The following is a 22,333-nucleotide window of genomic DNA, read 5'->3' as shown; positions in this document are numbered from 1 at the left end:
GTAAGGCAACGTGCGTATTCTCATTGCTGATGCGGTTTCGGCCAATGCCGCAGCCGTTTTACGCGAAGCAGGATTGGAAGTGGATGAGTTGCCGACAATTTCCCCAAATGATCTTTGTCAAAAAATTTCCAGATACGACGGGATGATTATCCGGAGTCGGACCAAGATTGACGCCATGGTGCTGAAATTAGCCGAGCGTTTAAAGATTATCGGACGCGCGGGGGTTGGGGTAGATAATATTGACGTTGAAGCTGCAACCAAGAAAAATATTCTGGTCTGCAACGCTCCCCGCGGGAACGAAAATGCGGTTGCCGAGCACACCATCGGACTAATGTTTGCTCTCCTGCGGCGTATTCCGTTTGCTGACAGTAAACTGAAAAATGGGCACTGGCTAAAAAGCTCACTTGTCGGGAGAGAACTTTGCGGAAAAAAGGTTGGTATTATTGGTTGCGGAAGAATTGGCCGTTTGGTGGCGCAAAGGCTGAAAAATTTTGGGGTTGACCTTTTGGGTTATGACGTGGTGCCGGTGCTTGAGGGTGGAATACGTCGGGTTGATCTTGACACCCTTTTTCAGGAAAGCGACGTTATAACCGTTCATGTTTCGCTTACGGCCGTAACCGCCAGATTGATCAATGCCGAGACGATCCAGAAAATGCGGCCATCGGCCTTTTTGATAAACACTTCTCGTGGCGGCGTGGTGGACGAAGAGGCGCTGTTGCGCCATCTTGCCGATGGAAGGTTGGCGGGTGCGGCACTGGATGTTTTTGAAGAAGAACCATTGTGTAAGACAAGATGCGACACAATTAAGATCTTACAAGATCGCGGGGTCAACATTATTGTTACGCCCCATGTTGCCGGTCAGACCGAGGAGGCGGAAGAACGAATTGGAGAAAATATCGTCCAGACCCTTATTCTTTATCTTAAAGAGGGTATTATCCGTGATGCCGTCAATGCTCCGTATGTTGAAACCGAACGTTTCAGACACCTTGACCCATACCGGTTGCTCGCCAAGCGCCTGACCGGATTTCTTAGACAATTTTGTGGAGTGGGCGATGGGATTGAGAATTATTTTGAAGGAGATTTTACGGCTGAAGAACGGGGAGTGCTGGAGCGTATAGTTCTTAGGGACACTCTTGAAGTAGGCTATGTGAATGCGGCCTTGGCGGCCGAAGAGCGAGGATTTTTTTGCCACAGTTTTGTAAAAGAAGAGAAGCAAAAGAAAATAGGTCTTCGGTTTATTCGGGGTTCCCATGCGGTTGAAGCTGTGGGACGAGTTGACGAAGGGGTGCCGCTTTTGGTCAGCGTAAATGGTTATGTTGTCGGCGGTACGCCTCTTGGTGGTCAGCTCCTGGTTTTTATAAATGAAGATGTCCCCGGAGTTTTTGCCAAAGTCCTTGGGGTTTTGGCGGGGCAGAATTTAAATATCTCCCGGATGCAGAGCGGAAACAATCCGACGACTAATCAGGCCTGTGCCGTGGTGAGTATAAATCGTGGTGAGCTAAGTCCCGAAGTTATTGCCCAAATTGGCTCACTTCCGGAGATAAAATTAGTAAGAAAAATTTCCCTTCCCTAGGGAAACAGGATTGCGTTAAAACAAAAGCAGCTCGGAAATTTCCAGAGCTGTTTTTTTATCTTTCGTCCGCCAGAAAACGCGCTAGCAAGCTGCCGCGATGAATGGCGGAAACGAAAGATAACCCCTCACCAATTTTGCCTCTGTATACTGAAAAGGGCCGGAAATAGACGGCCATGGATGTTGACCGCGAAGCGCGCGTGCCGAATAGGCACATCCCTTGACGGGCGAAGCGCTTCGCCATCCGTCATCCCGCAAAATTGGTGACGGGGTTCTACAAATATAATCTCGGCAGCTTGCTGCCGAGTAGTTCATATCTTAGACCTCTGCCTTGCAGTGGGCACAGGAGAAACGATTAAATCCGAAACTGTGACAGATACAAGTGCATTGCCAGAGACGTACTGCCAAGTACTTTCCGGTAAAATATCCTGTAGCAAGCGCCAGCGCTACCAGGACGTAAGTTATCCACTCCCGTTCCCAACCTCGTATTTCAAGAAAAAGGTGAAGAGAAATTACCGGGACTATGGCGGCAGCAATACTTATTCCCCACCAGAAAAGATTTTTGGCAAGCTCTCCCATTTTTTCAAGATAAGCAAAGACGCTGTCCACCGCATTTATTATTTTGGATTTTGCGTTCTGGCCGAATTTGTAAAGCCCGGGGAAATTGCGTCCAAAAAAGACAATACTTCTTCGCATGAGTCGGCGCACTAGCGGCACTTCGCGCGAAAGCGTGGAAAGACCCATGATGACAAAAGGCCATCCGGGAAGTCCCGGGGCTACCCATCCCAAAATTCCTATCAATGTTAACATCAACCCCCAGCAGATCCGGAGAATTTTCATTTGCCATTACCCTTCCGTATCGGAACAGACCAAGCAAAAAATGAGCTTCATGAAGTTACCCCCTGCACAGCATGTTTACATTTTAATACATTATTATATCTATGTCAAGGAAAAAATTATGCCATTGAGCTATGCGCCCAAAATCCCCCCACCTTCAGCTATTTGTCCGCCTTGATTTTTTGCACCGCTTCTTTTAGTGGAAGATTAGGATATTTTTTGATAGCCTCAACTACTTTTTCTAGCGGCACAGGAGCCGGTTCTTTTTCTATAGTAATATTTTCCCGGAGCGGCAAGAATACTTTTTGAATTTCTTTTCCCTGCGCATCTCTGATGATAACTACAAAATGTTGCGGTGCGTTTGTGTCGTCTAAATTCACGTCCAATTCGGCGGCCCGTTGGCGCGCCCATTTTTGGTGTTCTATATACTTTTCATACAATTTCTCACCCGATGGAATTTCCTTTTTCATACGGCCTCACCGGGATTTGAACCCGGGTACCGGGCTTGAAAAGCCCGTGTCCTAAACCAAGCTAGACGATGAGGCCTACAGGCTAATTTTACTTATTTGAGCAGAAATTTCAACCCAACCCTGATCTTAACAAAAAGCGCTTCTAAGATTTTTATCCACGCACCAGAAGACCACGGACTTACCCGTGGGAAGTCTGACTTCCCGTGGATGAATGGTGGTCTTCGGTGCGGGATTTCGCTTCACGGGCAAGCTCGCAGGCTTGACCGTGACATCGTGGATACCACGGGCTTGCCCGTGAAGCTTCATGTATCTAAAAACCGCCGAAGACGGCGGCTCATGTGTCTTTACTGCCCAAAAATAATATTTTTCCGCAGCGATAACGTAGTTGGAGTGTCTTATGTAAACGAGAGTTTCGTTGGCGGATTTCACTTCGCAGTATGGCCCAAAACCCTTCCCTGTTTATTTGAAGCGTCTGTCTTTGGGAAAACGAAAGAGTTATGGTTCCTGATTGCGTGAAGTTTTTAGTGACTCTGGCTAAGTCGTCGGCAACCATGGCTACGATTGCTTTGATCTCTTCCCGTGGCACTGGTCGCTTCCGGGCAAGTAAGACACAAGAAATTTATACCACAGATTGAAGACCCCCGTAAACAGTTGACATAATGGGACTGAAAATAATAAGGTAGAAACGGATGTTTGAAACGCGAAAGGTGCCCCGATGTTAATAAGCAAGCCTAGACATTTGGTAATGAAAGTTTTGCTGGTTGGCGTAATTTTTCTCCTTTATGCGACTTTAGTTTCTGGGTTATCTCTCTCCCCCAGATATCGCAGCACTTTTGCTCAAGAGGCACCTGAAAAAATCGGGGGAGGACTTCTGGGAGAAATTACTGACCTGATTAGAACGCAATCATTTTATAAACCGAGTGCGGAGGATTTAAAGGAGTTCCGCGAATGTGTGTTAAAGAAGGCCTTTGAACGTTATGAAATTCCAAAGGGTACGGGACTAAAAGAGAACTTTGTGGTTGAGAGCTGTTTTAAGTTTGACCGACACGCGCGTTATGAAACCCCCAGCGAGTATAAAGAAAGCATAAGACAAATGCGCGGAGATCCTTTTTACGGAATAGGAATTCAGTTTTCTTTGACCCAAGACGGAAGTGGTGTTTTTGTGAACGACATAATTCCTGGGGGTCCGGCGGAGAAAAGCGGCGTCTTGGAAGAGGGCGACATAATTGTGGCAGTGGGGGAGAACATCAATGCTCTAGAGCCGCTTTCGGGCAAATCCACTCAGGAAATAGTTAACCTTATTCGCGGCAAAAAAGATACGCCAGTGACGCTGCAGGTGATCCGGGGCAATAAAAAACTGCCGCCCGTTGTTATAGTACGAGGAGAAGTGGTGACAAAAGAAGTTGAGTCGCGTGAAGTAGAATCTGGTATAGGCTATATTAAAATTACTTCTTTTCAAAGCGTGCCGCTAGTAACTAAAGAGGTTGTGCCGGTTCTTGAGGAATTTGCGCGCCGCAACATTGGGGCCATTATCGTTGATCTCCGCCGTAATCCGGGCGGCAATCTAGGAGTAACGTTTCAGTTTTTAGAACTTTTCTCTCCTTTATCTTTCAGTTTCCTGTTGGAAGGACGAGATCGCGATGATAAAGTAATTTTCAGATACGGTGCAGATGGATATGGAAAATATGCTGATTGGAAAATTGCGATTTTGGTTGATGAGCGATCCGCATCGGCCTCTGAAATTGTGGCCGGCGTACTTCAGCGTTGGGGCGCCATGGTTTTTGGCACAGAAACTTATGGTAAGGGAAGTGTACAGACAGTTCAGTCCTTATCAGATGGTGGAGCTCTACATTTTACTATTGCGCATTATTATTTTGAAGACGGCGAAACACCAGAAGGAGTAGGAATTGGGCCAGACGTAGAAGTGGTGCGGGAAGAGACAGCCAGCGGGGCGGCGGTTAAGGGAGTCAAGAAACCAGACCTTGTTTTTGAGAAGGCCTTGGAATATCTGCGTGAAGAACTGGGTAAGCATTAGAATTTTAAAGACCGCTCAGCGGTCTTTTTCAAACCGCAAGTGTGTGATAACTTTAAGTATATGAAATATGAAGCGGTAATCGGTCTGGAAATCCATGCGGAGTTGAAGACCAAAACCAAGATGTTTTGTTATTCGCTGAATGACCCGAACGAGAAACACCCCAATATAAATATATGCCCGATTTGTATGGGGCATCCGGGGACTCTGCCGGTGATAAACGAGGAGGCGGTAAAGAAAGTACGTACGGTTGGCTTGGCTTTGGGCGGAGATACTCCGGAGTTTTCCCAGTTTGACCGTAAAAATTACTTTTATCCGGATTTACCCAAGGGCTATCAAATCAGCCAATACCAATATCCGTTGGTGACCGGGGGGCATCTTGAAATTGATGGAAAAAAGTTTCGGATTCGTCGCGTACATCTTGAAGAAGACACGGGCCGTTTAATCCATGACACAAAAACCGGCTCGTCGCTTGTTGATTTTAATCGCGCTGGGGTGCCGCTTATGGAGTTGGTCACAGAGCCCGATTTTCGTTCGGGTGAGGAGGTCAGGAAATTTGGCGAGGAACTGCAAAGAATTTTGCGCTATCTTGGCGTATCGGACGCAGATATGGAAAAAGGGCAGATGCGGGTTGAGGTAAATATCTCCATGCATCAGCAAGATGCCGAACTCGGGATCAAAGTTGAAATTAAAAATATAAACTCTTTTAAATTTGCGGCCGATGCGGTTGATTATGAAATAGAACGGCAGACCGAATTTTTGGAAAAAGGAGAAAAAATAAAACAGGAAACTCGGGGGTGGAATGAAAATAAGCATGAGACTTTTCCCCAGCGCTCCAAAGAAGAAGCGCACGATTATCGCTATTTCCCGGAGCCGGACCTCCCGCCTCTTAAAATATCATCAGGGGAAATAGAAAAGCTGCGCTTATTGCTTCCTGAACTTCCCGCGGCTAGGCGAGAGCGTTTTGCCAAAGAATATGGTTTGGAGAGAGACATGATAGAGATTTTGACGCGCGACAAGGCGTTTGCCGACTACCTTGAAGAGGTGATTAGCGAATTGCGGCAGCACGACGTTGAAACCCCGGAGAAACCAAGGAAAAATTTGGAGAAGCTGGCGGCCGCTTTTCTAACCGGCGATTTTTTGCGGATATTGCGGAAGAGCGCGGCCTCGGTTTTTGATACAAGAATAAGTCCGGAAAATTTTGCTGAACTTGTTAGTTATGTTGCCGAAGATAAAATTTCCAATCTTGCGGCTAAGCAAGTTTTGGAAGAGATGTTTAGTTCGGGTGAAGATCCCTCGGATATTATTGAAAAATTAGGCCTTTGGCAGCTCTCGGCCGTATCCGATCTTGAAGATATCGCGCGTCATATTCTTGAAGAAAATCCCCAAGCAGTGGAAGATTATAAAAAAGGAACAGGGGCCTCGCTTCAGTTTCTGGTAGGACAGGTAATGCGGGAATCGCGCGGAAAAGCAAATCCTAAAATAGTTCAGGAAGTTCTGAAAAAACTTTTATGAATTTTGCGCTTGCATTTTTGCCTTTGGAGTCCATCTCCGCGCTTTATGTGGTGCTTTTTTTGCTGCCGGTTTTATCATCTGTTTTTTTGCCGGTTCCGGAGGAGGTGGCCTTGCTTATTGCCGGATATCTTGCCTATCTTGGTTTTGTAAATTTTTGGGCCGTGCTGGTGGTTATGTTTTTGGGAGTTATAGCGGGCGATATAGTGGGGTATTTTTTGGGCCGGTATTTTGGCGACTGGCTCTCGCAAAATATTATAAATCGTGTCCCCTTTGCGGCGCATCTTCTGGGAAAAGCAAAACACTATTTTGATCGCTACGGAGAACGGGTGGTGCTTTTCAGCCGGCCCCTGCTTTCTATCCGGATGATAGTTCCCATGATGGCCGGACACTTTCGCATGAATCTCGCCAAGTTTTTGTTTTATGACGTACTGATTTCAATTGTATGGGTGGGCGCAGTTGTTTCCGTGAGTTACTTCTTGGGCTCGGGCCTTGATTTGATTACCGAAGTTCGCGAGATAAAGCATGCGGTTTTTGCAATTATTGGTCTTATAATAATTTTTTACGCTGTCATACGGTTTATCAAAAACAACAAAAATGCGGGATTGGTATAGTGGTAGTACATTTCCTTCCCAAGGAAAGGGCGCCAGTTCGATTCTGGTATCCCGCTCCGAGTCAAACTCGGTTCACCGAGTGAAGACGAGGGGAAGTCTGACTTCCCTTTCATTAAAGTATATAAACGGAAACGAAAAGCTACATTATTATTAGAAAGAAAACAGAATGAATATAGAAAGTGAGAAACACTGCATAGATGCGGTGTTTCTATTTATAGGCGGTCAATGTGCGGAACCGCTTGACATAAATTCATGGATATGCAATAATTAACGCGTGTTCCTACGGAGGCAGGAAAAATGTTCAGAAAACTATTAGCCATACTACTTTTGTCGACAATTCTTCTGGGTCCTGCATATGTATATCCTTTTGCGGATCAAGATAAAAATTATGAGGCATTTGTTGAAGACTTGGCGAATAGGTTGGCGACATTGCATATTATGATGAACCAACTGAATGACTTGATGAAACAAATGACTCCAGAGGAAAGGAAACAACTTTGTAGAGAGATACGGGAAGAAATAGCGAAAAACCCGCCCCCCATACCTGTAATAATCATCAATTGTCAATGACCTCCTTTGGGGGGTCTTTTTTATTGTCCCGTTAGAGACGCGGAATGCAGTGTTTTTTGCGACATCAGTAAGAATGGCGGAGTGTGTGTATCAATCGTTTCAGTACTGCATAAATCCCGTTAGAGAATTAAGTGCAAATCCGAAAATTACCAAGTGGTAAATAGCTTTTCACGCTAAGCTCGCATTAAGGATATGACCTGCATCTCTAACGGGATAAATCCAAAACTCGGTACAAAAAAATAAGTTGTTGACACCACACCAAATCCGGGTATAATGAATTTAATGAAGCGAAAAATAATTAAAAAAGTATATCAATATACAGCCGTTTTTGAGCCGGACGAAAAAGCTGGCGGTTTTACTGCAACCATTCCCGCATTACCTGGTTGCATTTCGGAAGGGGATACTTTTGAGGAAGCGGCAGAAAATATAAAAGAGGCTGCCAGTTTATACATTGAAGTTATGGAGAAAAAGAACACAGAAATTCCGCTAGAAACCAGAGGCGCGGTTATTGCTCCGATTGAAGTTAAGGTATAGATGCCTAAATCGCCCGTTCTTAAACCAAGAGAGGTTATAGTCGCTCTGGAAAGAGCGGGTTTTGTATTTGAGCGTCAAAAAGGGAGCCATCGGATTTACATTAAAGGTAGGGTCGGCGTGACAGTTCCGTATCATAACAAAGATTTGAAACGGAAGACATTAAAACATATCATTACACAATCGGGTTTGGAGTTAAAACAGTTCCTAGATTTCCTATAAACTCGGCACCAACCAACCATTTGTTTCTGCAAAACAGGTTCCCGCTTGTGCCGTTTGACTAAATAGCACATCTGTGCTATTTTAGTTTGAGTATCATTTATAGGTGGGGATATGACTCAACAAAAAAAGCTTATTCTCGATATAGGCTGTGGTGCCAATCCCTGGCCAATCGTCCGTTCATTTTGCCTTTCCAACCCGGATAAGTATGCTCCAGTTATAACCCCAATTATAGACGAATATGTGGATTTGTCGTCAGAGAATCGATTTATCTGTTTGGACAAAAATGCAGACTCAATCCAGAGGGCCATTGAACGGCTAAAACAGTTGACCGAAATCGGCTCGACCCCCAAGTCGGTCTGTATCAACTTCGTCCTTGGCGATGGTAGAAAATTGTGTCTTCCCAATCAGTCCGTTGATATTGTAATCATTTCTGGTGTTTTTTCTGCTCCACCCCCCGGTACTACTCCGCGTAGTGAGCCGTATCCACAAGAAATTTGTATAAGTGAACTAACAAAGTGGGAGATAACCAAAGAAGCATTCCGAGTTTTGAAAAATAGAGGAGTGCTTATCGTCATCATCCAGCTAACTCCATGTTATGCATTGAGCATAATGGAGCGAATTGAAAAGGAACTCATCGCAGAAGGTCGGCTAAAGTTAATAAAGCAATGCGGTAGACTAATCAATAGTGACGATTGGCATCTTTATCATGCAGCCTTCCAAAAAAATCCTCAAACTCCTCTGGGCACGGCAGAGATCATACCATGGACACCAGCGCAAGAAAAATACATTAAGGACTATGCCAGTTCGTGGGTCATGTACTAAATTTGTGCCGCCTGGCTCTGCCAGCGGTATTTATTTATCCCGTTAGAGATTTATGCAGTACTGAAACGGTTGATACAAGCACTCCGCCATTCTTATTGATGTCACAAAGAACATTACGTTCCGCATCTCTAACGGGATTTATCCAAAACTCGGCCCGCTCAATTTACTTTGCAAGTTGAGCGAGGCTCGCCCCGCCCATCAAAGATGGGCGGGCGGCCCGCTTGTCAGAAGAAAGAAAACCGAAATTTGCAAAAGTCGCACGGGTGTGCTACGTCTATTTTAGCTCACGAGAGGAGAAGGAATATGCCGGAAAGGCCGAAACAGCCCGATTTTGACGAACTCCCCTACGAAAATCTTACGGAGGAAGACATAGTTATTATCAACGTTTGCCCAAGTTACGTTAAGGTTCACGTTCCTAAACTAGGCAAGGTGCTGCTGATAAATGTTTCGGCTCTTGGAAAACTGGCTGGCGCATGGCAAAGAAAATGTGATCAGTACAAGTTAAAGCTGAAAGATTATTACCCCCGAGACGAAACATAAACCATATTGCAAAATAGCACTAGTGTGCTATTTTTTATTTCAGTTCCATGCGGCGAAGAAAGGAGGGTGGGTATATTGAGATGGCTGGCGTTGCTGGTTTCATCCCTGATTGCTTATGCCGCCCTGAGATATTTAACCAAAAAACGCAGTAAGACCGAATGGGGGTGTTATTGCGTATGTCACTACCCGTATGCGAGCCGCGCTTATTGCAAACACTGCCGGGGAGACAACGAGGTGGGGAGAATGATAAGGTTAAAAACGGGCACCAAACAAAAAGACAACGAGCAGTCCACTCTGTGGCCGCGCATAAAAAAATTTTTCCTGCAGTTGGGGAAAAGGGACGGCGCCGCGCCGTTTATAAGCATTGTCGCCCTTGCCGTTTTAGCGCTATTCAGCCTGTTTTTAGGAGTACTACATGCTAAAGAAGAATGCAGAGGGCAGCCGCAGATACTTTGCGGATCAGACAAATCGCTGGCTTGGCAGAACGAGGTTGCTGATTTTTATGAACTGCCGCGGGTTAAAGATCTTAAAATGCTTGCTGCTCTTGTGCAAAAAGGCGTCTTTATACGCATACCGTTGTGGGACCGCGGTTTTTACCTTGAAGGAAAGACGCTGCGGCCGTTTGCGCTGCCTTTTACCAAGGCTTTTATGGACGATTTAGCAGGACGCTTTTTTGCTGAATCTTCCGGCAAGTCGCTGAAAATAACGTCTATCGTCAGAACTGAGAAGGATCAGGTACGCCTCCTGCGGCGTAAAATATCAGATGCTGACGGTAAAACGCCGGAACGGCGCTCGGTTCATACCACCGGCGCTGCTTTCGACATCTCCAAACTTCCCATGAGCGAGGGGGAAGTCAGATGGCTGCGGCGCGTTCTGGTTGCGCTTGAAGAAGAACTGGGAGTGATTGAAGCCACGGAAGAGATGTTAAATAACGCCTTCCATATTATGGTATTTCCGTGGTACAACGCTGAAGCGTGGACAATAGAGTTGGTGTCTTTAGATAAAAATTCTAACAAGAAACAGGTTCCAAAAATTTCCAAGAAGAAAATCAAAAAGAAAAAGCCCCGTCGTTAAGGGCTTTTTGTGTTAAGTCTCTAAAAGATATTCTCTGATTTTGCGGAATTTTTGAAGATAAATAAGGGCTTGTTCCCCAAGTTGCGGGGGGAAAAATTTACGTTTACCCTTTGTTATTACTCCACGCGTATCCCAGAGTTGGCTCCGCGCATCCACCACTGCATGAAGTTTTTTGGGGCCGGCAAAATAAGAAACCGCCTTGCATTCTTCCATGCGTTCCGCCAGCATGCCGCAAAAAGATCTTGTTTTGAGGCTCCAGCGCAGTGCCGCGTCCAAGTCCATATGCACCACCATGGCCTTTATTGCGTTTACGTGATCGCGCATCCCCCGAAGAAATGCGGCATCAAGTTTTGCTTCGGGGAAAGCGGTAAGGTCTTCCGCATAGCTTGGGCAAATAAACTGTGCAATGCCTACAGCGTCAGCAGGCGAGACGCTTAAGCCATGCGTTCCTTCTTTATTAAGTGCGATTTCCACCCAATAACTTTCTACCAGCGGCTTCACGCTTAGGGCCGCTAAAAATTCTTCACTGTCCATATGCTCGTTGATTAACAGGGCTTGCAGAAGTTCTAACGATGCGGTTTCACTCAAGTATTCTTCCTGCGGTGTTTTGGAACGAACGTATGCCGCAGAAAGCTGTTGCAGGGCTTTCAGAATAACTGATTCAAGGTATAGCCGTCCTTCACGAACCAGATCTTTTTGATAAAGTTCTGGCGCATAAGGACTGTAGGCGCCAGTTATAATTTGCTTTGGGCCAGAAACGCATTTCCTTTTTCCGCTTTTTTGACCAGTTATTATTGTTGGCTCGGAGCGGTAAGAAGGCATCATTATACGGAGAACCACAAAATATTGGCCTTGGCAGTCAAGCAGTAGATTTCTTTTGTATCCCCACCGTGAACCCCCGCGCCAGATAACTGCGCACTCGTCGTTGCTGGCAATGACTTGCGGCGGTGTCACTTTTGGTCGTTTTTTGGGGTCAAGCGTTACGGTTTCGCTAAAATCAAATCTACGCAGAGTTCCGTCTTTCATATTAAGACCAATCAGGGCAACTTCTCTTTCCAGCGCATAAGGAATTTTCTTTTGGGTACGTTTCTTTTTTGTTTTTGGGGCGTTGGTATATAAAAGTTTAAATCTCGGTTGATAGGGAGCGAGCACGTTCTTGGCTTCTTTAACTTTTTCAAGGACCGAATAAGTTGAGGCCTGTAAATCGGTGGCCACGGACAAAACAAAAACGAGCGACAGAAGAAGTTTTACCCATAGTGCTCCGAACATCTTTGGCCACCCCAAGTTCTCAAGCTTTCCATATACTATATCAGTATAAAAAGGTCTGGCAACCCAGACCTTTTAATAATCATTGTTTTCGGGCATAGCCCCATTTTCATAAGTGTATTTATATTCCGAAGGACGAAACGGTTTAAGCGGATCGGTTGCTTCCGGGAAATTCTCTATAGGTTCTGTCTCGTACACAGTCCCCATCGTTTTGATGAATATGGGTAGAGCATTGCGTCCGCCAGTCTCCTGAATTTTCTGGCCGTTCTGAAAAGTAGTTTTCAGGGGCAACTTTTTTTCACGGCCGATCCAGATCCCCATACACTTTTGAGGAGTGCAGCCGATAAACCAGTTATCTGTTGTTTCCACCTCACCGGTTTCGGGATTTACGCGGTTAGCCGTTCCTGTTTTTCCCATTATCTGAAAATTAAGTTCTTCCTTGGCCTTTTTTCCGGTCCCGTGAGGAAGTTCAACAGTGGAACGTAAGCCCCGTATTATGGCATAAGTTGTCTCATCGTCCAGTGGTTGATACGGCGCTTCCAGTTCTTTCTCAAAAATAAGTTTGCCGGAGGCGTCGTAAGCGCTTCCAACTGCATAGGGTTCAACCATGTTTCCACCAAGAGCCGCCATGGCCTTAACCATATCCCAAAGCGATACCTCTACTGACCCAATGGGCAGAGTAAGACCCGGGTCAATGGTGTAGGGGGAGATTCCAAGATGTTTGGTCAGTTCCGGATCAACGGTTGCTATCCCTTGCTGAATAGCTGTCTCTGGTGATATCACCGGGAAATTTATTCCCAACCCCAAAGAAAATTCTATTAACTCTTCCTTGGTGATGCGATGCCGAAACAAAACTCTTGAGCCCCGGACACCCCGTATGCCGCTCAAGGTGCATACGTTTCGGGATTGGGCAATACAGTTTATTGGTTCGGTAATGCCTATATAACGCGGAAGACCCTCATAGGGGAAGTTTTGCAGAAAATGCGGAGGTTTTTTCCTGCCCATTGGTATATAAATAGCTGATTTTCCGTCGTGAGACATATAGGAGTCATCCAACTCTGCCGGTCCTTCCCCCTCATCTTGATGGCTAAGTCTTCCTCCTCGCAGCGCAATCCAGGCGGCATAAAAAAAGGGCTTGAAAGCAGAACCGGTTTGCCGTGCACTTTGGTTCAGTAGAAATTCATTTTCTTTGAACGTAGGATATTGTGCCCAGACTTCAATTGCCCCCGTTCTCACATCTATAAGAAAGGCGGATCCCCAGAGATCGTTTTTTAATTCCGGGTTTCTTTGCTTCATGGCCTCCAGCGACGCTTCCAACGCCTCGCAAGCCGCTTTTTGCCATCCGTTTTCCAGAGTAGAGTAAACCCTTATTCCCTGATCAACAAATTTTTGTTCTTCTATAATCTGGCGTCTGATAAATTCCGTGAAGTGCGGAGCGCTCCAGCACGGATCTTTGGTTTTTTTAGTAGGAAGTTTCTCCCGCTCCAGTCTTAGTTTTTCTTCTTCGCTGATGAGGTCTTGGTTAGCGATTTGCTGCAGCGCGCGGTTTCTAAGTTTAAGTGCTTTTTCTTCATCGTGGAATGGCGACGCGTTGGGATTCCTCCAAAGACCGGCAACGGTTAAGGCCTCAATGAGTTGTAAATCTTTGGGGTCTTTATCAAAATAAAACCGGCTGCATGACTTTACGCCGTATCTGCTGTTGCCGCAATATACGGTGTTCAGGTAGGTCTCAAGAATTTTTTTCCTGTCTATGCGCCACTGCAGAATGGTGGCAAGATACGCTTCGCGGGCCTTGCGCCAAAGTTTGTCGGATAACTTTCCGCTCTCCCATTCACGTTCCAGCTCCTCTTCTGCAAAAAGAATGCGTGCCAGTTGTTGGGTAATAGTAGATCCGCCTTGGGTTATGCCGCCCTCTTTCAGGTTATGCCAAAACGCGCGCAGGACCGCCAAAAAATCAAAGGGCGAAATTTCTCTCCAGAAACTCCAAAAATGTCGGTCCTCAACCGCCACCGCAAGTTTTGGAAAAAGCCCCATATCCTCCAGCGGTATTACTTCGCGACAATACAAGCAAAATTCTTTTAGAGCGTTGCCCTCCGAGTCATAAACAATGCTGGCGCCACGCGTATCTTGAAGGCGTGAGAGGTTAGGCGATTCAAAAAACCCCTTTAGATAAAGAAGCAGTGTGATCACACCTAAGCCCAGAAAAAACAGAATAGTTATACCGCCTATCCCCAGAAATATTTTTTTTAGCCACCGAGCCACACGACCTCCGTCCGTCTAAATTTAAAGAGCTGGTTTGAAATCAGCATAACCCGTTTTCTCTCCCAAGTCAACGTTAATTTTCTGCATAGACCTGTTATAGTTGTCGTAGATCTTTAAGTTAGGGTTATGGATGAAACGTCGCCCCATGGGTATTGAGACCGAGTATAGCCTGACCGCAGTACGTACAAAAAACAACAAGAACAGGTTTTCAAGTATGGTAAAGGTGGACATGTATTTTTTTAAACCAGTACATCAGATTATCTCTCTTGCAGACGATGGCTGTCCACCCGCAGTCAAGAAACTTTTTTTGATGGGGGACGCCGGAAAAGACTTTTGGTTAGGTTCAACCGGCGGCGCGCTTTATCTTGATGCCGGCAACGTTGAGTACGCTACGCCGGAGTGCTGCAGCGTGGAGCAGCTTGTACGGGCAGATAAGGGCGGCGAGCGGGTTATTAATCTGCTGCGTGAGGCCATAGAACCAGTCCTCCGTTCACAAAATCCGCAATTTAAAACACTGGTTATTGCAAAGAATAACTCTGACGCTGTCAGGGGTAAGTCCAAAAAAATCCATTTCCGCGGCTCGCATGAGAATTACGAAACCAGATATGATTTGACGATCCACCAGAAACATCCATTATTTTTTGAAGCCTTGATTTCTCTTCTGGTTTCAAGACAGCTGTTAGCTGGAGGAGGGGGTTTAGTGAATCTTGACGGATTGGGGTGGCAGTACGTTATCTCTCCCCGTGCACTTATGCGCCAGCCATTTGTTTATTGGCACGGTGAGATGAGTGGACATCCATCTATTGACTTTAAAAATGAAAGGGAAGACTGTCCTCAAGGCAGGACGCGTTTGCATCTTTCTCTTGGGGACCCTAACATGTTGCCTCAAGCGCTTCGTTTACGGGTGACACTTATGCACGTCTTTCTTTCTCTTTTTGAAAAAGGACCCGTAGGATCAAGCCTGCCGCTTTTAGAGGATCCTTATGACGCCCTGCGGACGTTTTCTTTAGACCCGTCACTTGGAGCAAAAACAGTTGTTAAAGGACGCGGCCAGTGGTGTATGCGGGAAGTTCTTTTGGAGTGGCTGGAGATTTTACGCAAATTTTATGAAGGAGAAACGACAGACACGTCCGATAAGATCAGGGGAACTCTTAGACATGCCCACAACCTTATTAGGACAGGAACCGACCCGGAGGCGTATGCTAATGATACTGACTGGTCTTTAAAGCGTCTGCTACTGGATAATTATTGTCGCAAGGAAAGGTCTGATTATTCAGATTTCCGGGCGCGTATGTTTGATTTTGCCTACCATGATATAAGTCCGGTCGGTATTTATAATATGTGGCAGGCGCGTCTGGGCGGCCGTGATCCTTTCTCGGATGAGGAGATGCGTGAAGTGTTATGGGAGCACAGGGCTGCTCCGAGAGCCGAGCTTCGTAAACGTCACATTACGGCCTTGGTCAGAAGCGGACTCTCTGGTTACTATGATTGGGGTTTATTTAGCGTAAAAGGTAGGAGCATACCGGTGTCCAGTTCTTTGCGGGGCAGCCATAAGCTCGTAGCAAGAGACATCAAGAGGTTAAAAAGACTGCAGGGCGATCTTGGTTGACCCGACGTTTGATATGATCAACAGCCCCGACGTAACGTCGGGGCTGTTTTTAAATTTGTTTCCTTTAAGTATACTTAAGCCATGAATAGGTTTTTGATGGGTCTTGGCACGGGAATCATAGTTGGTGCCGCCGCCTTAACTATTTACTGGGCCGCACCAAAAATATTTATAGGCAATTTGGCTGGTGGGATTTTGACGTCCGGTATGCAGCCCGCTAAAGAAAAAACCTCCGCAGAATTACTGGCCGAAGCCCTTAAAAAGTCCCAAACCGTCAAGGGACTTTATATGACAGCAGACGTGGCCAATGATCAGGGTGTTGCGGGTACACGGCTTCGCAAGAAAATTATTGAGCTTGCTGACGAGACAGAGATCAACGGTCTTGTGATTGACGTTAAAGAAGTCTGCGGGCCTGACTATAACGCCGAAAGTTTAAAAAAATTGATTGCGGAGCTTCATCAAAAAAAGATTTGGGTTATTGCGCGGATTGTTGCTTTCAAAGATGCCTCGCAGATTGAAACGCACCCCGACTGGTACCTGACCAGAAAAAGTCCTAAAGCGGTTGGCGATGAGTGCGGCAGAAAAAAATATCTCCGCGCTAAAAGTCCGGAGGGTAAAAAACCGGATGTGGTTTTTTGGCGCGATAAACGCGGGGGCTATTGGTTGGATCCTGCTCATCAGGGCGCGCGCGAGTATATTGCGGACTTTTCTAAAAAAATAATTGATTTGGGTTTTGATGAATTGCAGTTTGACTATTTAAGGTTTCCTTCGGACGGCGATGTAGAGAATGCTATTTATCCTGCTTGGGACGGAAAAGCCCCCAAGTACTCGGTTATGAAAAGTTTTTTTGAGTATTTAAATAAAAATCTTAAGGCCCACAAACCGGATATAATACTTTCGGCAGATCTTTTTGGGTACGCCGCGATTCGGGCCGGAGACGTGGGCATTGGTCAGCGGCTAGATGACATCGGCGACAATTTTGACTACGTATCATTTATGGTTTACCCTTCACACTACTACAGCGGACTTTATCTTCAGGCCGACCCGGACAAGAATTTACCGGTCGTTAATTTTAGTGTGTCGCAGGCCCGCAAAAATCCCGACGTTGTGGTATATCGTTCGCTGCAGTTTGCCAGAGATTTTCTTGATGGAAAAATCAGCACGAGCACCTTTAACGGTTTTTCTCCGGCCACTTCCGCAATAACTCTAGCCGCAAGTTCTACTCCCCGTTCCCGGGCGCGTCTCCGTCCGTGGCTTGAAGATTTTTTCCATGAAGAAGATAGGGTCGCTGGTAGGCCATGGGGCGTTGAGAAAATTCGTAAACAAGTTGAAGCCGCAGAAAAAGCAGAGCCGCACGGGTGGCTCCTTTGGAACGCCGCTAATATTTATACTGAAGGAGCCCTTAATCACAATTGATATGTCAGACATTCAATGTTTGACATGTTCGATGTTTGACAGTTTAGCAGGAACGTTAGAAATGCCGACCTAGCTCAATGGCAGAGCAACCCCGTTAGATGTGCCGGTGTAGCTCAGTGGTAGAGCAACGCTTTCGTAAAGCGTGGGTCGTCGGTTCAAATCCGACCACCGGCTCATTGGCACATCTAACGGGGTAAATGGGTTTCGGGTTCAAGTCCCGGGGTAGGCTAATTTATTTGACTTTTTTCTACATTTATGTTACTATTGAGTTAGCTACTAAGTATCTTAAAATAGGCTATATTCTACGGCAACAAAGAGGGAGTTAAGAGGTTAGTTTTTTCTTTGTTGCCGTAGCATACCGCTGCGGCAATCAAACGAGAGGAGGTTCCCATGAGGTTGAAGTTCATCGTCGTTCTCGCTGTGGTGTTCCTCGCCGTGATGGCCCTCGCCACCCCGGTTTTCGCCCACCACCCGAGCGAGGCGGCGACCGCCGACTCGCTTTGCAGGGACGTGAAGAGAGGGCGGAATGCCTTCGGGTACGTCGTCCCGAATGGCGATCAGCCCCTCTCCAAGCTGATCGCCGAAAACAGGGTCGGGATTCGGGCGCTCAAGCGGGCGCTCGAGATGTCCCGGCAGGCAGGCACGACCGGGCGTCGCATCACTGGTGCCTGTCTTGATGACACGGACCTCGTTTTCAACTTCGAAGACGTGGACTCCGTGTCGGCGGTGCTGGCAGTCTTCCAGAGGAACCTGATGACCCTGAAGTGCCTGCGGAGTTATCCGCAGGAACGCTTCGGCGAGAAGCGTTACTGCAGTTATTAGACGGAGCAGTTCCAACGGAGCACCCTATGGTGCTCCGTTTCCATTTTTAACTTTTCAAAGGATTTGCCGTCCAGCCTTCTCTGCCAGCTGACGGATTCGGACGGGCAGGCAAGCGAGGGCGTGGCGGAATTTTTGATAAACCCCCACGCTAAACTTGACATAGATTTGTAGAGGTTGTATACTCTAAACAGCATAGTCTACACTGGCTTCAAGCCGTACGGAGGCAAAGATGGCAGTCAGCGGAGTTGTTGAAACACGAGATCGTTTAGAAGGCGGACGCAGCATTGAAGCAATAATTAGGAAGGTAAGAGCAGCTAACGAACAAAGAGAGAAGTTGCCAGAGCGTCTGGAAGAGATGATGGAATCAGAGCCGTCTTCGGCCGAGGACTTTTTAAGGGGCGTGATGGAAGGTGTGGTGGCTTTGATACCCATCAAAAAGGTTCAAAAATTGTTGTTTGGTTTTATGGATAACAGATTTGATCCGCTGGTGGGGGCAGAGCAGGTGATAAGAGAGTGGGCCAACAGTCTTCAGGAGAGCGCCTTGGATATTAAGTATGTAGAAATGAATAATGCAGAAGAAAAGGAACGTCTTGCTGGAGTCATTCAAGATGCCACAGAAGGTGGTTGGGACGAGGAAGAGCTTTTTAAGTACAGTCTTGATGAATCAAATAAAATGGGTTTGGCAATTGATCCGGAAGTGGTTGAACTTCTTAGACTTCGCGGCGAAAACATGGACCAAGAAGAAAAAGACATCTTTGCTCAAATGATTCTTGCTAGTCTGCAAAGAAGAAAAACCGCTCTGGAGAAGGCAAGCCGGAAATTAAGTTCGGTAAGCAATGAGATTCTAGGCATCATACATATGGTGATAGCGATGTACGTTGAGTTTGCCACCTTGAAGCCAAGTATCACCGCGCATCGCGAGGCTGCTAGGGCCGCGCTTGGGGCAGGTAGAGGCGTTTTTGTTGCGGGTGAGTTGCTGATAAAGACGGTTGAGAGTTCGCATCAATCCCTGATGGCCGCAGTTGACGTGATGGAGGTTTTAAATAAGCGTCCTGTAGCAGGTCGTGAACTTGTAGAACGTCTTGAGTTGGCGGATACAGAGTTGCGTGAAAAATGTGCCCGCGTCTTGGGGCCCGCGTCTTCCGGGCGCCTGCAACTTGAGGCGCGGGTAAGAAGCAGGGCGGTTGGTCCCGCAGCAAAAGCTGGTGGGGAACAGACGGCAGAAGGTGCCGTTCAGCAAGGGGAGGCGGCCGATGGCAAGGAGTAGTGCACGCAGTGTGGGGAATTTGGTAGGACCGATAGTAGTTGCTGGAGCAGGAGGAGCGGCTTTATGGAAAGTGCTTGGTTTTTCACTCGGGGTTGGCAGTATGGCGATTACTACTGTAACGGCATTAGCGGTGCCAGTTGCGGGTGTGTTGGGGTTAGTTTGGCTTGTTTCTAAAGCAAGACGAAGAGAAAATAGGGATAGGGAGTAGTAGTCGTGGCTAAAGACAAAAACGACCACCGGAAGTTTAGTCCAGAGCTTGAGTTCCTGAAGGGGCAGACTAGAGTAGTGGGAAGTTATCTTTGGGAGCGCGGAAAAAGACTGATGGGAAATGCCGCCGAAGCAGCAGGAGAATTGACCAAAAGGACTGTTTACGGTGCAGGAACCATTGTGGGTCAGTTTGAAAAGGGTAGGGCTGACGCAAAAAAACAGGAACGCTCCGGACGCAAGAAGGCAGCAGATAAAAAATAGAAAGAAGAACGGGTTTCCATAGGGGAACCTGTTTTTAATTTATACGGGGTGGTTACAAGCTATTGAACCATTACGAAGGACTTGACTCATGGGTCGTTTCATGATTATAATAGATACAGCTTTTTACTACTTGTTTGGGGAGACTTATGGGAGCTGTTGACGGTGGTGGGTTACTTTCTGTTCCCTTGGGCGAACTTTCTGGAGATTTTGTCTTTGGACAGCAGGAACAGGCTTCTTCTATACAGAAAGAGCCATGGGCAAACATCCTTACGCCCGAGGAATCACTGGCGCGTATTCAAGAACGGCTGGATACGGTCTCTAAATTTGAAATAAAAAAGTCTGGCCCCGACTTCTATGCGATGGCCGTCTTGCACAAAATGTTTCTCCTTGCTCTTGCGGCTCACGCCGAGGTTCTGGAACATCAGAAAGACGCGCCACAAATATGCAGTGTGGTGTGGAACGAAAAAACAGGGTTTCCTTCAGAAGGAACTTTGCTTGCGGACGCCGCATGGCTGGGTGGAACAAAGCAGGGGAAGATTAGCGCCCTTTTACAATCTTTTGGTAACTGGAGTTTTTGGAGAGAGGAAAAAGTTAGGTGTGACTGCAGAAGAATTAGAAAGTTTAGAAGGGATGACGCGGGGGAAAAAGAACTTAAGGAAGACACAAATTCTATTTTGGTGCGTCACAATCTCGGACTAGCTAGCGACCAAACCTTACTTTTTCGGGGTGCTGCGGCAGTTTATTGTGACCGTCTTGGTCACTTGGCGCACTACGAGGGCAGCGGAAAAACAGAAAAAATTAATAAAAATATGGTTGCCGTGTCTTTTACAGATGTCGTGCTGACGCTGAATGGGGGTATTTTCAACCTAACTTTGGTAAGAAATGAGGGCGCAGACGAGGAGGAAGAGTTTGCCCGTACCTTATTTCATAAGGAGTTACTTGTCGTTTTGGAAGAGAACCAGTGCGAGGTGAAAAAATGGATCCGGTGATCATGCAAAATGCACGTGAACGTATTCAGACAAGGCGCATAGAACGGCATCATGAGCTTGAGCGTCTTGCTCAAAAGCAGAGGGTTGAGGCCCAAGAGACAGCCAGAAAAGAAGCCTTGGAGTTTCGTAAACAAAGACTGACTAGGGACTCGTTAGAGTACCATAGGCTTCTGGAGCGATACGTCAGAAGATACATGTTTGATGATACGCTTGAGCTGTGCGGGTTGCCTGATCACGAAAGGAAGGAATTGGAAAAAATAGTTGTGCGCTCGGTCAAACGCAATATTGCCGCAGTCGGCTTTCTTACTTTGATAATTTCGGCCGCAACTTCTTATTGGGGAGTTATGGATAATACAGTAGAACCAGTGGCTCGTTCTGTCGCCACCTTCCTATTAGCCGGAACTGTTACGATAACCCTTGAAGAGATTATTATGGGAATTCGGGGAATTTTTGACTTTGGGCTTTTCAAGAGAATAAAATTTTTGTTCCTGCAAAGACGGTTTACAAAGCTTAGCAAAACCAAAGAAATTCTGGATGAACAACCGCATGAAGCGGGTACAGGGGAAGCTACAGCTCACCAAACCCCGCTATTAAGTTTCTACAGTCTGTCCAACAGGGTTGATCGGTTTCATGGCTGAAGACGGCGTTCAACGCCGTTTTTTTGCTGTCACTTGACAAAGTTATATAGTTATGCAATACTAGATGCTAGCTTGATGGGGGATTAAAGGATGTCTCTTTTTACATCAAGAAGCAAACTCCCGGTTAAAAAAGCAGATGGAATTACTCCTGCACCTTCAAAATTAATAATGGTCAAAAGGCCAGAACCCCAAGAAATACCAGAACTTTACGGTGATTTTGACGAGAAAACGTGGTTAGAGTATTGCCGGCTTGGCGCCAGCATTGATTTTCAGCCCGCGGCGGCATTGAGGGCAGAATTGCTGCTACTGCTTAAAAGTTCGGGCATTAAAATCTACGAAAAAGAAGCTGTGTTTTTATACCTTCAGGCCTGTGACTTTTTGGTTTCTCAACCCGAGCCAAGGAAAATTATTCCTGACGACGGAGTCCAAAAGAAACAACCTGTTTCTTGGAGAGGTTGGGGTTGGATGGCGCTACGCCCAAAAGACCTAAACGCACGCACCTTTTCTTTTCCAGATGAGCACACACATAATAGAACATATTCGCATGGTTACTTTTCTGGTGCTGGCTCCCCACACTATTCTGATATTGTCCCCCGTAAGGTGCTGGAGACGGCAGTGCTTCTTGCTAAAAAATTTGATATCAGAATAAACTTCTTTGTTAGCCTGTATATCAGCCGTAGAACCATTGATGACCCGGCGTTTATTATAGTCCGTGGTGACAATATGCAGCCGATAATTTTCGGCCACTGGAACGGACCGGATTTTGCTGAAATTCCGTCGGAAGAAGTAGCCTAAAACCAAGACC

Annotated in this window: 23 protein-coding genes and 3 tRNA genes; 20 read left to right on the top strand and 6 right to left on the bottom strand. The window is 46.5% G+C overall.

The window, feature by feature from the left end:
- Nucleotides 1-10 precede the first annotated feature (10 nt).
- Nucleotides 11-1,573: a hypothetical protein gene (locus HYW89_01215; GenBank protein ID QQG45539.1), complete on the top strand. Its 1,563-nt coding sequence runs from the start codon at nt 11-13 to the stop codon at nt 1,571-1,573.
- Between the two features lie 315 nt (nt 1,574-1,888).
- On the opposite strand, the gene HYW89_01210 is transcribed toward HYW89_01215, so the two are convergent.
- From HYW89_01210 to HYW89_01200, 3 genes are all read right to left on the bottom strand, one after another.
- A complete protein-coding gene (locus tag HYW89_01210) occupies nt 1,889-2,380 on the bottom strand; it encodes a hypothetical protein (GenBank protein ID QQG45538.1) in 492 nt (163 codons plus the stop codon).
- Between the two features lie 188 nt (nt 2,381-2,568).
- Nucleotides 2,569-2,877 (bottom strand): hypothetical protein, encoded by a 309-nt coding sequence (locus HYW89_01205; protein ID QQG45537.1) that lies wholly within the window; start codon nt 2,875-2,877, stop codon nt 2,569-2,571.
- A gap of 1 nt (nt 2,878) precedes the next feature.
- Nucleotides 2,879-2,953: transfer RNA gene (locus HYW89_01200), tRNA-Glu, on the bottom strand.
- Between the two features lie 669 nt (nt 2,954-3,622).
- Here HYW89_01200 and HYW89_01195 point away from each other — a divergent pair.
- The 9 genes from HYW89_01195 (at nt 3,623) to HYW89_01155 (ending at nt 10,794) form a co-directional block, all read left to right on the top strand.
- A complete protein-coding gene (locus HYW89_01195; protein ID QQG45536.1) occupies nt 3,623-4,912 on the top strand; it encodes a PDZ domain-containing protein in 1,290 nt (429 codons plus the stop codon).
- 60 nt (nt 4,913-4,972) lie between these two features.
- Nucleotides 4,973-6,424, top strand: coding sequence for an Asp-tRNA(Asn)/Glu-tRNA(Gln) amidotransferase subunit GatB (gatB, locus tag HYW89_01190; GenBank protein ID QQG45535.1), 1,452 nt, complete (start codon nt 4,973-4,975; stop codon nt 6,422-6,424).
- Complete coding sequence (locus tag HYW89_01185) at nt 6,421-7,035, top strand: DedA family protein (GenBank protein ID QQG45534.1); 615 nt, start codon at nt 6,421-6,423, stop codon at nt 7,033-7,035. The genes gatB and HYW89_01185 overlap by 4 nt, the downstream gene beginning before the upstream one ends.
- A tRNA-Gly gene (locus HYW89_01180) sits at nt 7,021-7,091 on the top strand. The genes HYW89_01185 and HYW89_01180 overlap by 15 nt, the downstream gene beginning before the upstream one ends.
- A gap of 796 nt (nt 7,092-7,887) precedes the next feature.
- A complete protein-coding gene (locus HYW89_01175; GenBank protein QQG45533.1) occupies nt 7,888-8,139 on the top strand; it encodes a type II toxin-antitoxin system HicB family antitoxin in 252 nt (83 codons plus the stop codon).
- Entirely contained in the window at nt 8,140-8,358 is a 219-nt protein-coding gene (locus HYW89_01170) for a type II toxin-antitoxin system HicA family toxin (protein QQG45532.1), read from the top strand.
- Between the two features lie 111 nt (nt 8,359-8,469).
- The gene (locus HYW89_01165; GenBank protein ID QQG45531.1) at nt 8,470-9,180 is read left to right on the top strand and encodes a class I SAM-dependent methyltransferase; all 711 of its coding nucleotides are present in this window, start codon (nt 8,470-8,472) and stop codon (nt 9,178-9,180) included.
- 303 nt (nt 9,181-9,483) lie between these two features.
- Nucleotides 9,484-9,720 (top strand): hypothetical protein, encoded by a 237-nt coding sequence (locus tag HYW89_01160; GenBank protein QQG45530.1) that lies wholly within the window; start codon nt 9,484-9,486, stop codon nt 9,718-9,720.
- 243 nt (nt 9,721-9,963) lie between these two features.
- Nucleotides 9,964-10,794, top strand: coding sequence for a hypothetical protein (locus HYW89_01155; GenBank protein QQG45529.1), 831 nt, complete (start codon nt 9,964-9,966; stop codon nt 10,792-10,794).
- Between the two features lie 12 nt (nt 10,795-10,806).
- On the opposite strand, the gene HYW89_01150 is transcribed toward HYW89_01155, so the two are convergent.
- Nucleotides 10,807-12,063, bottom strand: a complete 1,257-nt coding sequence (locus tag HYW89_01150) for a hypothetical protein (protein QQG45528.1) — start codon at nt 12,061-12,063, stop codon at nt 10,807-10,809.
- A 72-nt stretch (nt 12,064-12,135) separates the two neighbouring features.
- On the bottom strand, nt 12,136-14,322 hold the full coding sequence (locus HYW89_01145; GenBank protein QQG45527.1) for a penicillin-binding protein: 2,187 nt from the start codon (nt 14,320-14,322) through the stop codon (nt 12,136-12,138).
- Nucleotides 14,323-14,452: 130 nt separating this feature from the next.
- Between HYW89_01145 and HYW89_01140 the strand changes: the two genes are divergently transcribed.
- From HYW89_01140 to HYW89_01125, 4 genes are all read left to right on the top strand, one after another.
- Nucleotides 14,453-15,931, top strand: coding sequence for a proteasome accessory factor PafA2 family protein (locus HYW89_01140; protein ID QQG45526.1), 1,479 nt, complete (start codon nt 14,453-14,455; stop codon nt 15,929-15,931).
- Nucleotides 15,932-16,012: 81 nt separating this feature from the next.
- Entirely contained in the window at nt 16,013-17,344 is a 1,332-nt protein-coding gene (locus HYW89_01135) for a hypothetical protein (protein ID QQG45525.1), read from the top strand.
- A gap of 102 nt (nt 17,345-17,446) precedes the next feature.
- Nucleotides 17,447-17,518, top strand: a tRNA-Thr gene (locus tag HYW89_01130).
- Between the two features lie 216 nt (nt 17,519-17,734).
- On the top strand, nt 17,735-18,166 hold the full coding sequence (locus tag HYW89_01125; GenBank protein ID QQG45524.1) for a hypothetical protein: 432 nt from the start codon (nt 17,735-17,737) through the stop codon (nt 18,164-18,166).
- Here HYW89_01125 and HYW89_01120 read toward each other — a convergent pair.
- A complete protein-coding gene (locus HYW89_01120; protein ID QQG45523.1) occupies nt 18,163-18,360 on the bottom strand; it encodes a hypothetical protein in 198 nt (65 codons plus the stop codon). The two genes, HYW89_01125 and HYW89_01120, sit on opposite strands and share 4 nt — an antisense overlap.
- A 35-nt stretch (nt 18,361-18,395) precedes the next feature.
- Between HYW89_01120 and HYW89_01115 the strand changes: the two genes are divergently transcribed.
- The 6 genes from HYW89_01115 to HYW89_01090 all read left to right on the top strand — a co-directional run bounded on the left by HYW89_01115 (nt 18,396) and on the right by HYW89_01090 (nt 22,323).
- Nucleotides 18,396-19,433, top strand: a complete 1,038-nt coding sequence (locus HYW89_01115; protein QQG45522.1) for a hypothetical protein — start codon at nt 18,396-18,398, stop codon at nt 19,431-19,433.
- Nucleotides 19,434-19,443: 10 nt separating this feature from the next.
- A complete protein-coding gene (locus tag HYW89_01110) occupies nt 19,444-19,641 on the top strand; it encodes a hypothetical protein (protein ID QQG45521.1) in 198 nt (65 codons plus the stop codon).
- 5 nt (nt 19,642-19,646) lie between these two features.
- Complete coding sequence (locus HYW89_01105; protein ID QQG45520.1) at nt 19,647-19,901, top strand: hypothetical protein; 255 nt, start codon at nt 19,647-19,649, stop codon at nt 19,899-19,901.
- 146 nt (nt 19,902-20,047) lie between these two features.
- Nucleotides 20,048-20,890, top strand: a complete 843-nt coding sequence (locus HYW89_01100) for a hypothetical protein (GenBank protein QQG45519.1) — start codon at nt 20,048-20,050, stop codon at nt 20,888-20,890.
- A gap of 2 nt (nt 20,891-20,892) precedes the next feature.
- The gene (locus HYW89_01095; GenBank protein ID QQG45518.1) at nt 20,893-21,528 is read left to right on the top strand and encodes a hypothetical protein; all 636 of its coding nucleotides are present in this window, start codon (nt 20,893-20,895) and stop codon (nt 21,526-21,528) included.
- Nucleotides 21,529-21,618: 90 nt separating this feature from the next.
- Entirely contained in the window at nt 21,619-22,323 is a 705-nt protein-coding gene (locus tag HYW89_01090; protein ID QQG45517.1) for a hypothetical protein, read from the top strand.
- Nucleotides 22,324-22,333: the final 10 nt, after the last annotated feature.

The organism is Candidatus Sungiibacteriota bacterium (assembly GCA_016432465.1).
In the GTDB taxonomy this organism is placed as follows: domain Bacteria; phylum Patescibacteriota; class Minisyncoccia; order Sungbacterales; family HO2-52-23.
The sequence above is the reverse complement of the archived record's forward strand: the minus strand, read 5'-3'. Positions and strand labels throughout refer to the sequence as shown.

Bases quoted from the DNA above. Each gene is read 5' to 3' on its own strand.
- HYW89_01205 (QQG45537.1), bottom strand. From the start codon at position 2,877: ATGAAAAAGGAAATTCCATCGGGTGAGAAATTGTATGAAAAGTATATA.
- HYW89_01155 (QQG45529.1), top strand. From the start codon at position 9,964: ATGATAAGGTTAAAAACGGGCACCAAACAAAAAGACAACGAGCAGTCC.
- HYW89_01095 (QQG45518.1), top strand. From the start codon at position 20,893: ATGCAAAATGCACGTGAACGTATTCAGACAAGGCGCATAGAACGGCAT.
- HYW89_01090 (QQG45517.1), top strand. From the start codon at position 21,619: ATGTCTCTTTTTACATCAAGAAGCAAACTCCCGGTTAAAAAAGCAGAT.
- HYW89_01185 (QQG45534.1), top strand. From the start codon at position 6,421: ATGAATTTTGCGCTTGCATTTTTGCCTTTGGAGTCCATCTCCGCGCTT.
- HYW89_01210 (QQG45538.1), bottom strand. From the start codon at position 2,380: ATGTTAACATTGATAGGAATTTTGGGATGGGTAGCCCCGGGACTTCCC.
- HYW89_01165 (QQG45531.1), top strand. From the start codon at position 8,470: ATGACTCAACAAAAAAAGCTTATTCTCGATATAGGCTGTGGTGCCAAT.
- HYW89_01115 (QQG45522.1), top strand. From the start codon at position 18,396: ATGGCAGTCAGCGGAGTTGTTGAAACACGAGATCGTTTAGAAGGCGGA.
- HYW89_01125 (QQG45524.1), top strand. From the start codon at position 17,735: ATGAGGTTGAAGTTCATCGTCGTTCTCGCTGTGGTGTTCCTCGCCGTG.
- HYW89_01100 (QQG45519.1), top strand. From the start codon at position 20,048: ATGGGAGCTGTTGACGGTGGTGGGTTACTTTCTGTTCCCTTGGGCGAA.
- HYW89_01170 (QQG45532.1), top strand. From the start codon at position 8,140: ATGCCTAAATCGCCCGTTCTTAAACCAAGAGAGGTTATAGTCGCTCTG.
- HYW89_01160 (QQG45530.1), top strand. From the start codon at position 9,484: ATGCCGGAAAGGCCGAAACAGCCCGATTTTGACGAACTCCCCTACGAA.
- HYW89_01120 (QQG45523.1), bottom strand. From the start codon at position 18,360: ATGCTGTTTAGAGTATACAACCTCTACAAATCTATGTCAAGTTTAGCG.
- HYW89_01195 (QQG45536.1), top strand. From the start codon at position 3,623: ATGAAAGTTTTGCTGGTTGGCGTAATTTTTCTCCTTTATGCGACTTTA.
- HYW89_01135 (QQG45525.1), top strand. From the start codon at position 16,013: ATGAATAGGTTTTTGATGGGTCTTGGCACGGGAATCATAGTTGGTGCC.
- HYW89_01150 (QQG45528.1), bottom strand. From the start codon at position 12,063: ATGTTCGGAGCACTATGGGTAAAACTTCTTCTGTCGCTCGTTTTTGTT.
- HYW89_01175 (QQG45533.1), top strand. From the start codon at position 7,888: ATGAAGCGAAAAATAATTAAAAAAGTATATCAATATACAGCCGTTTTT.
- gatB (QQG45535.1), top strand. From the start codon at position 4,973: ATGAAATATGAAGCGGTAATCGGTCTGGAAATCCATGCGGAGTTGAAG.
- HYW89_01140 (QQG45526.1), top strand. From the start codon at position 14,453: ATGAAACGTCGCCCCATGGGTATTGAGACCGAGTATAGCCTGACCGCA.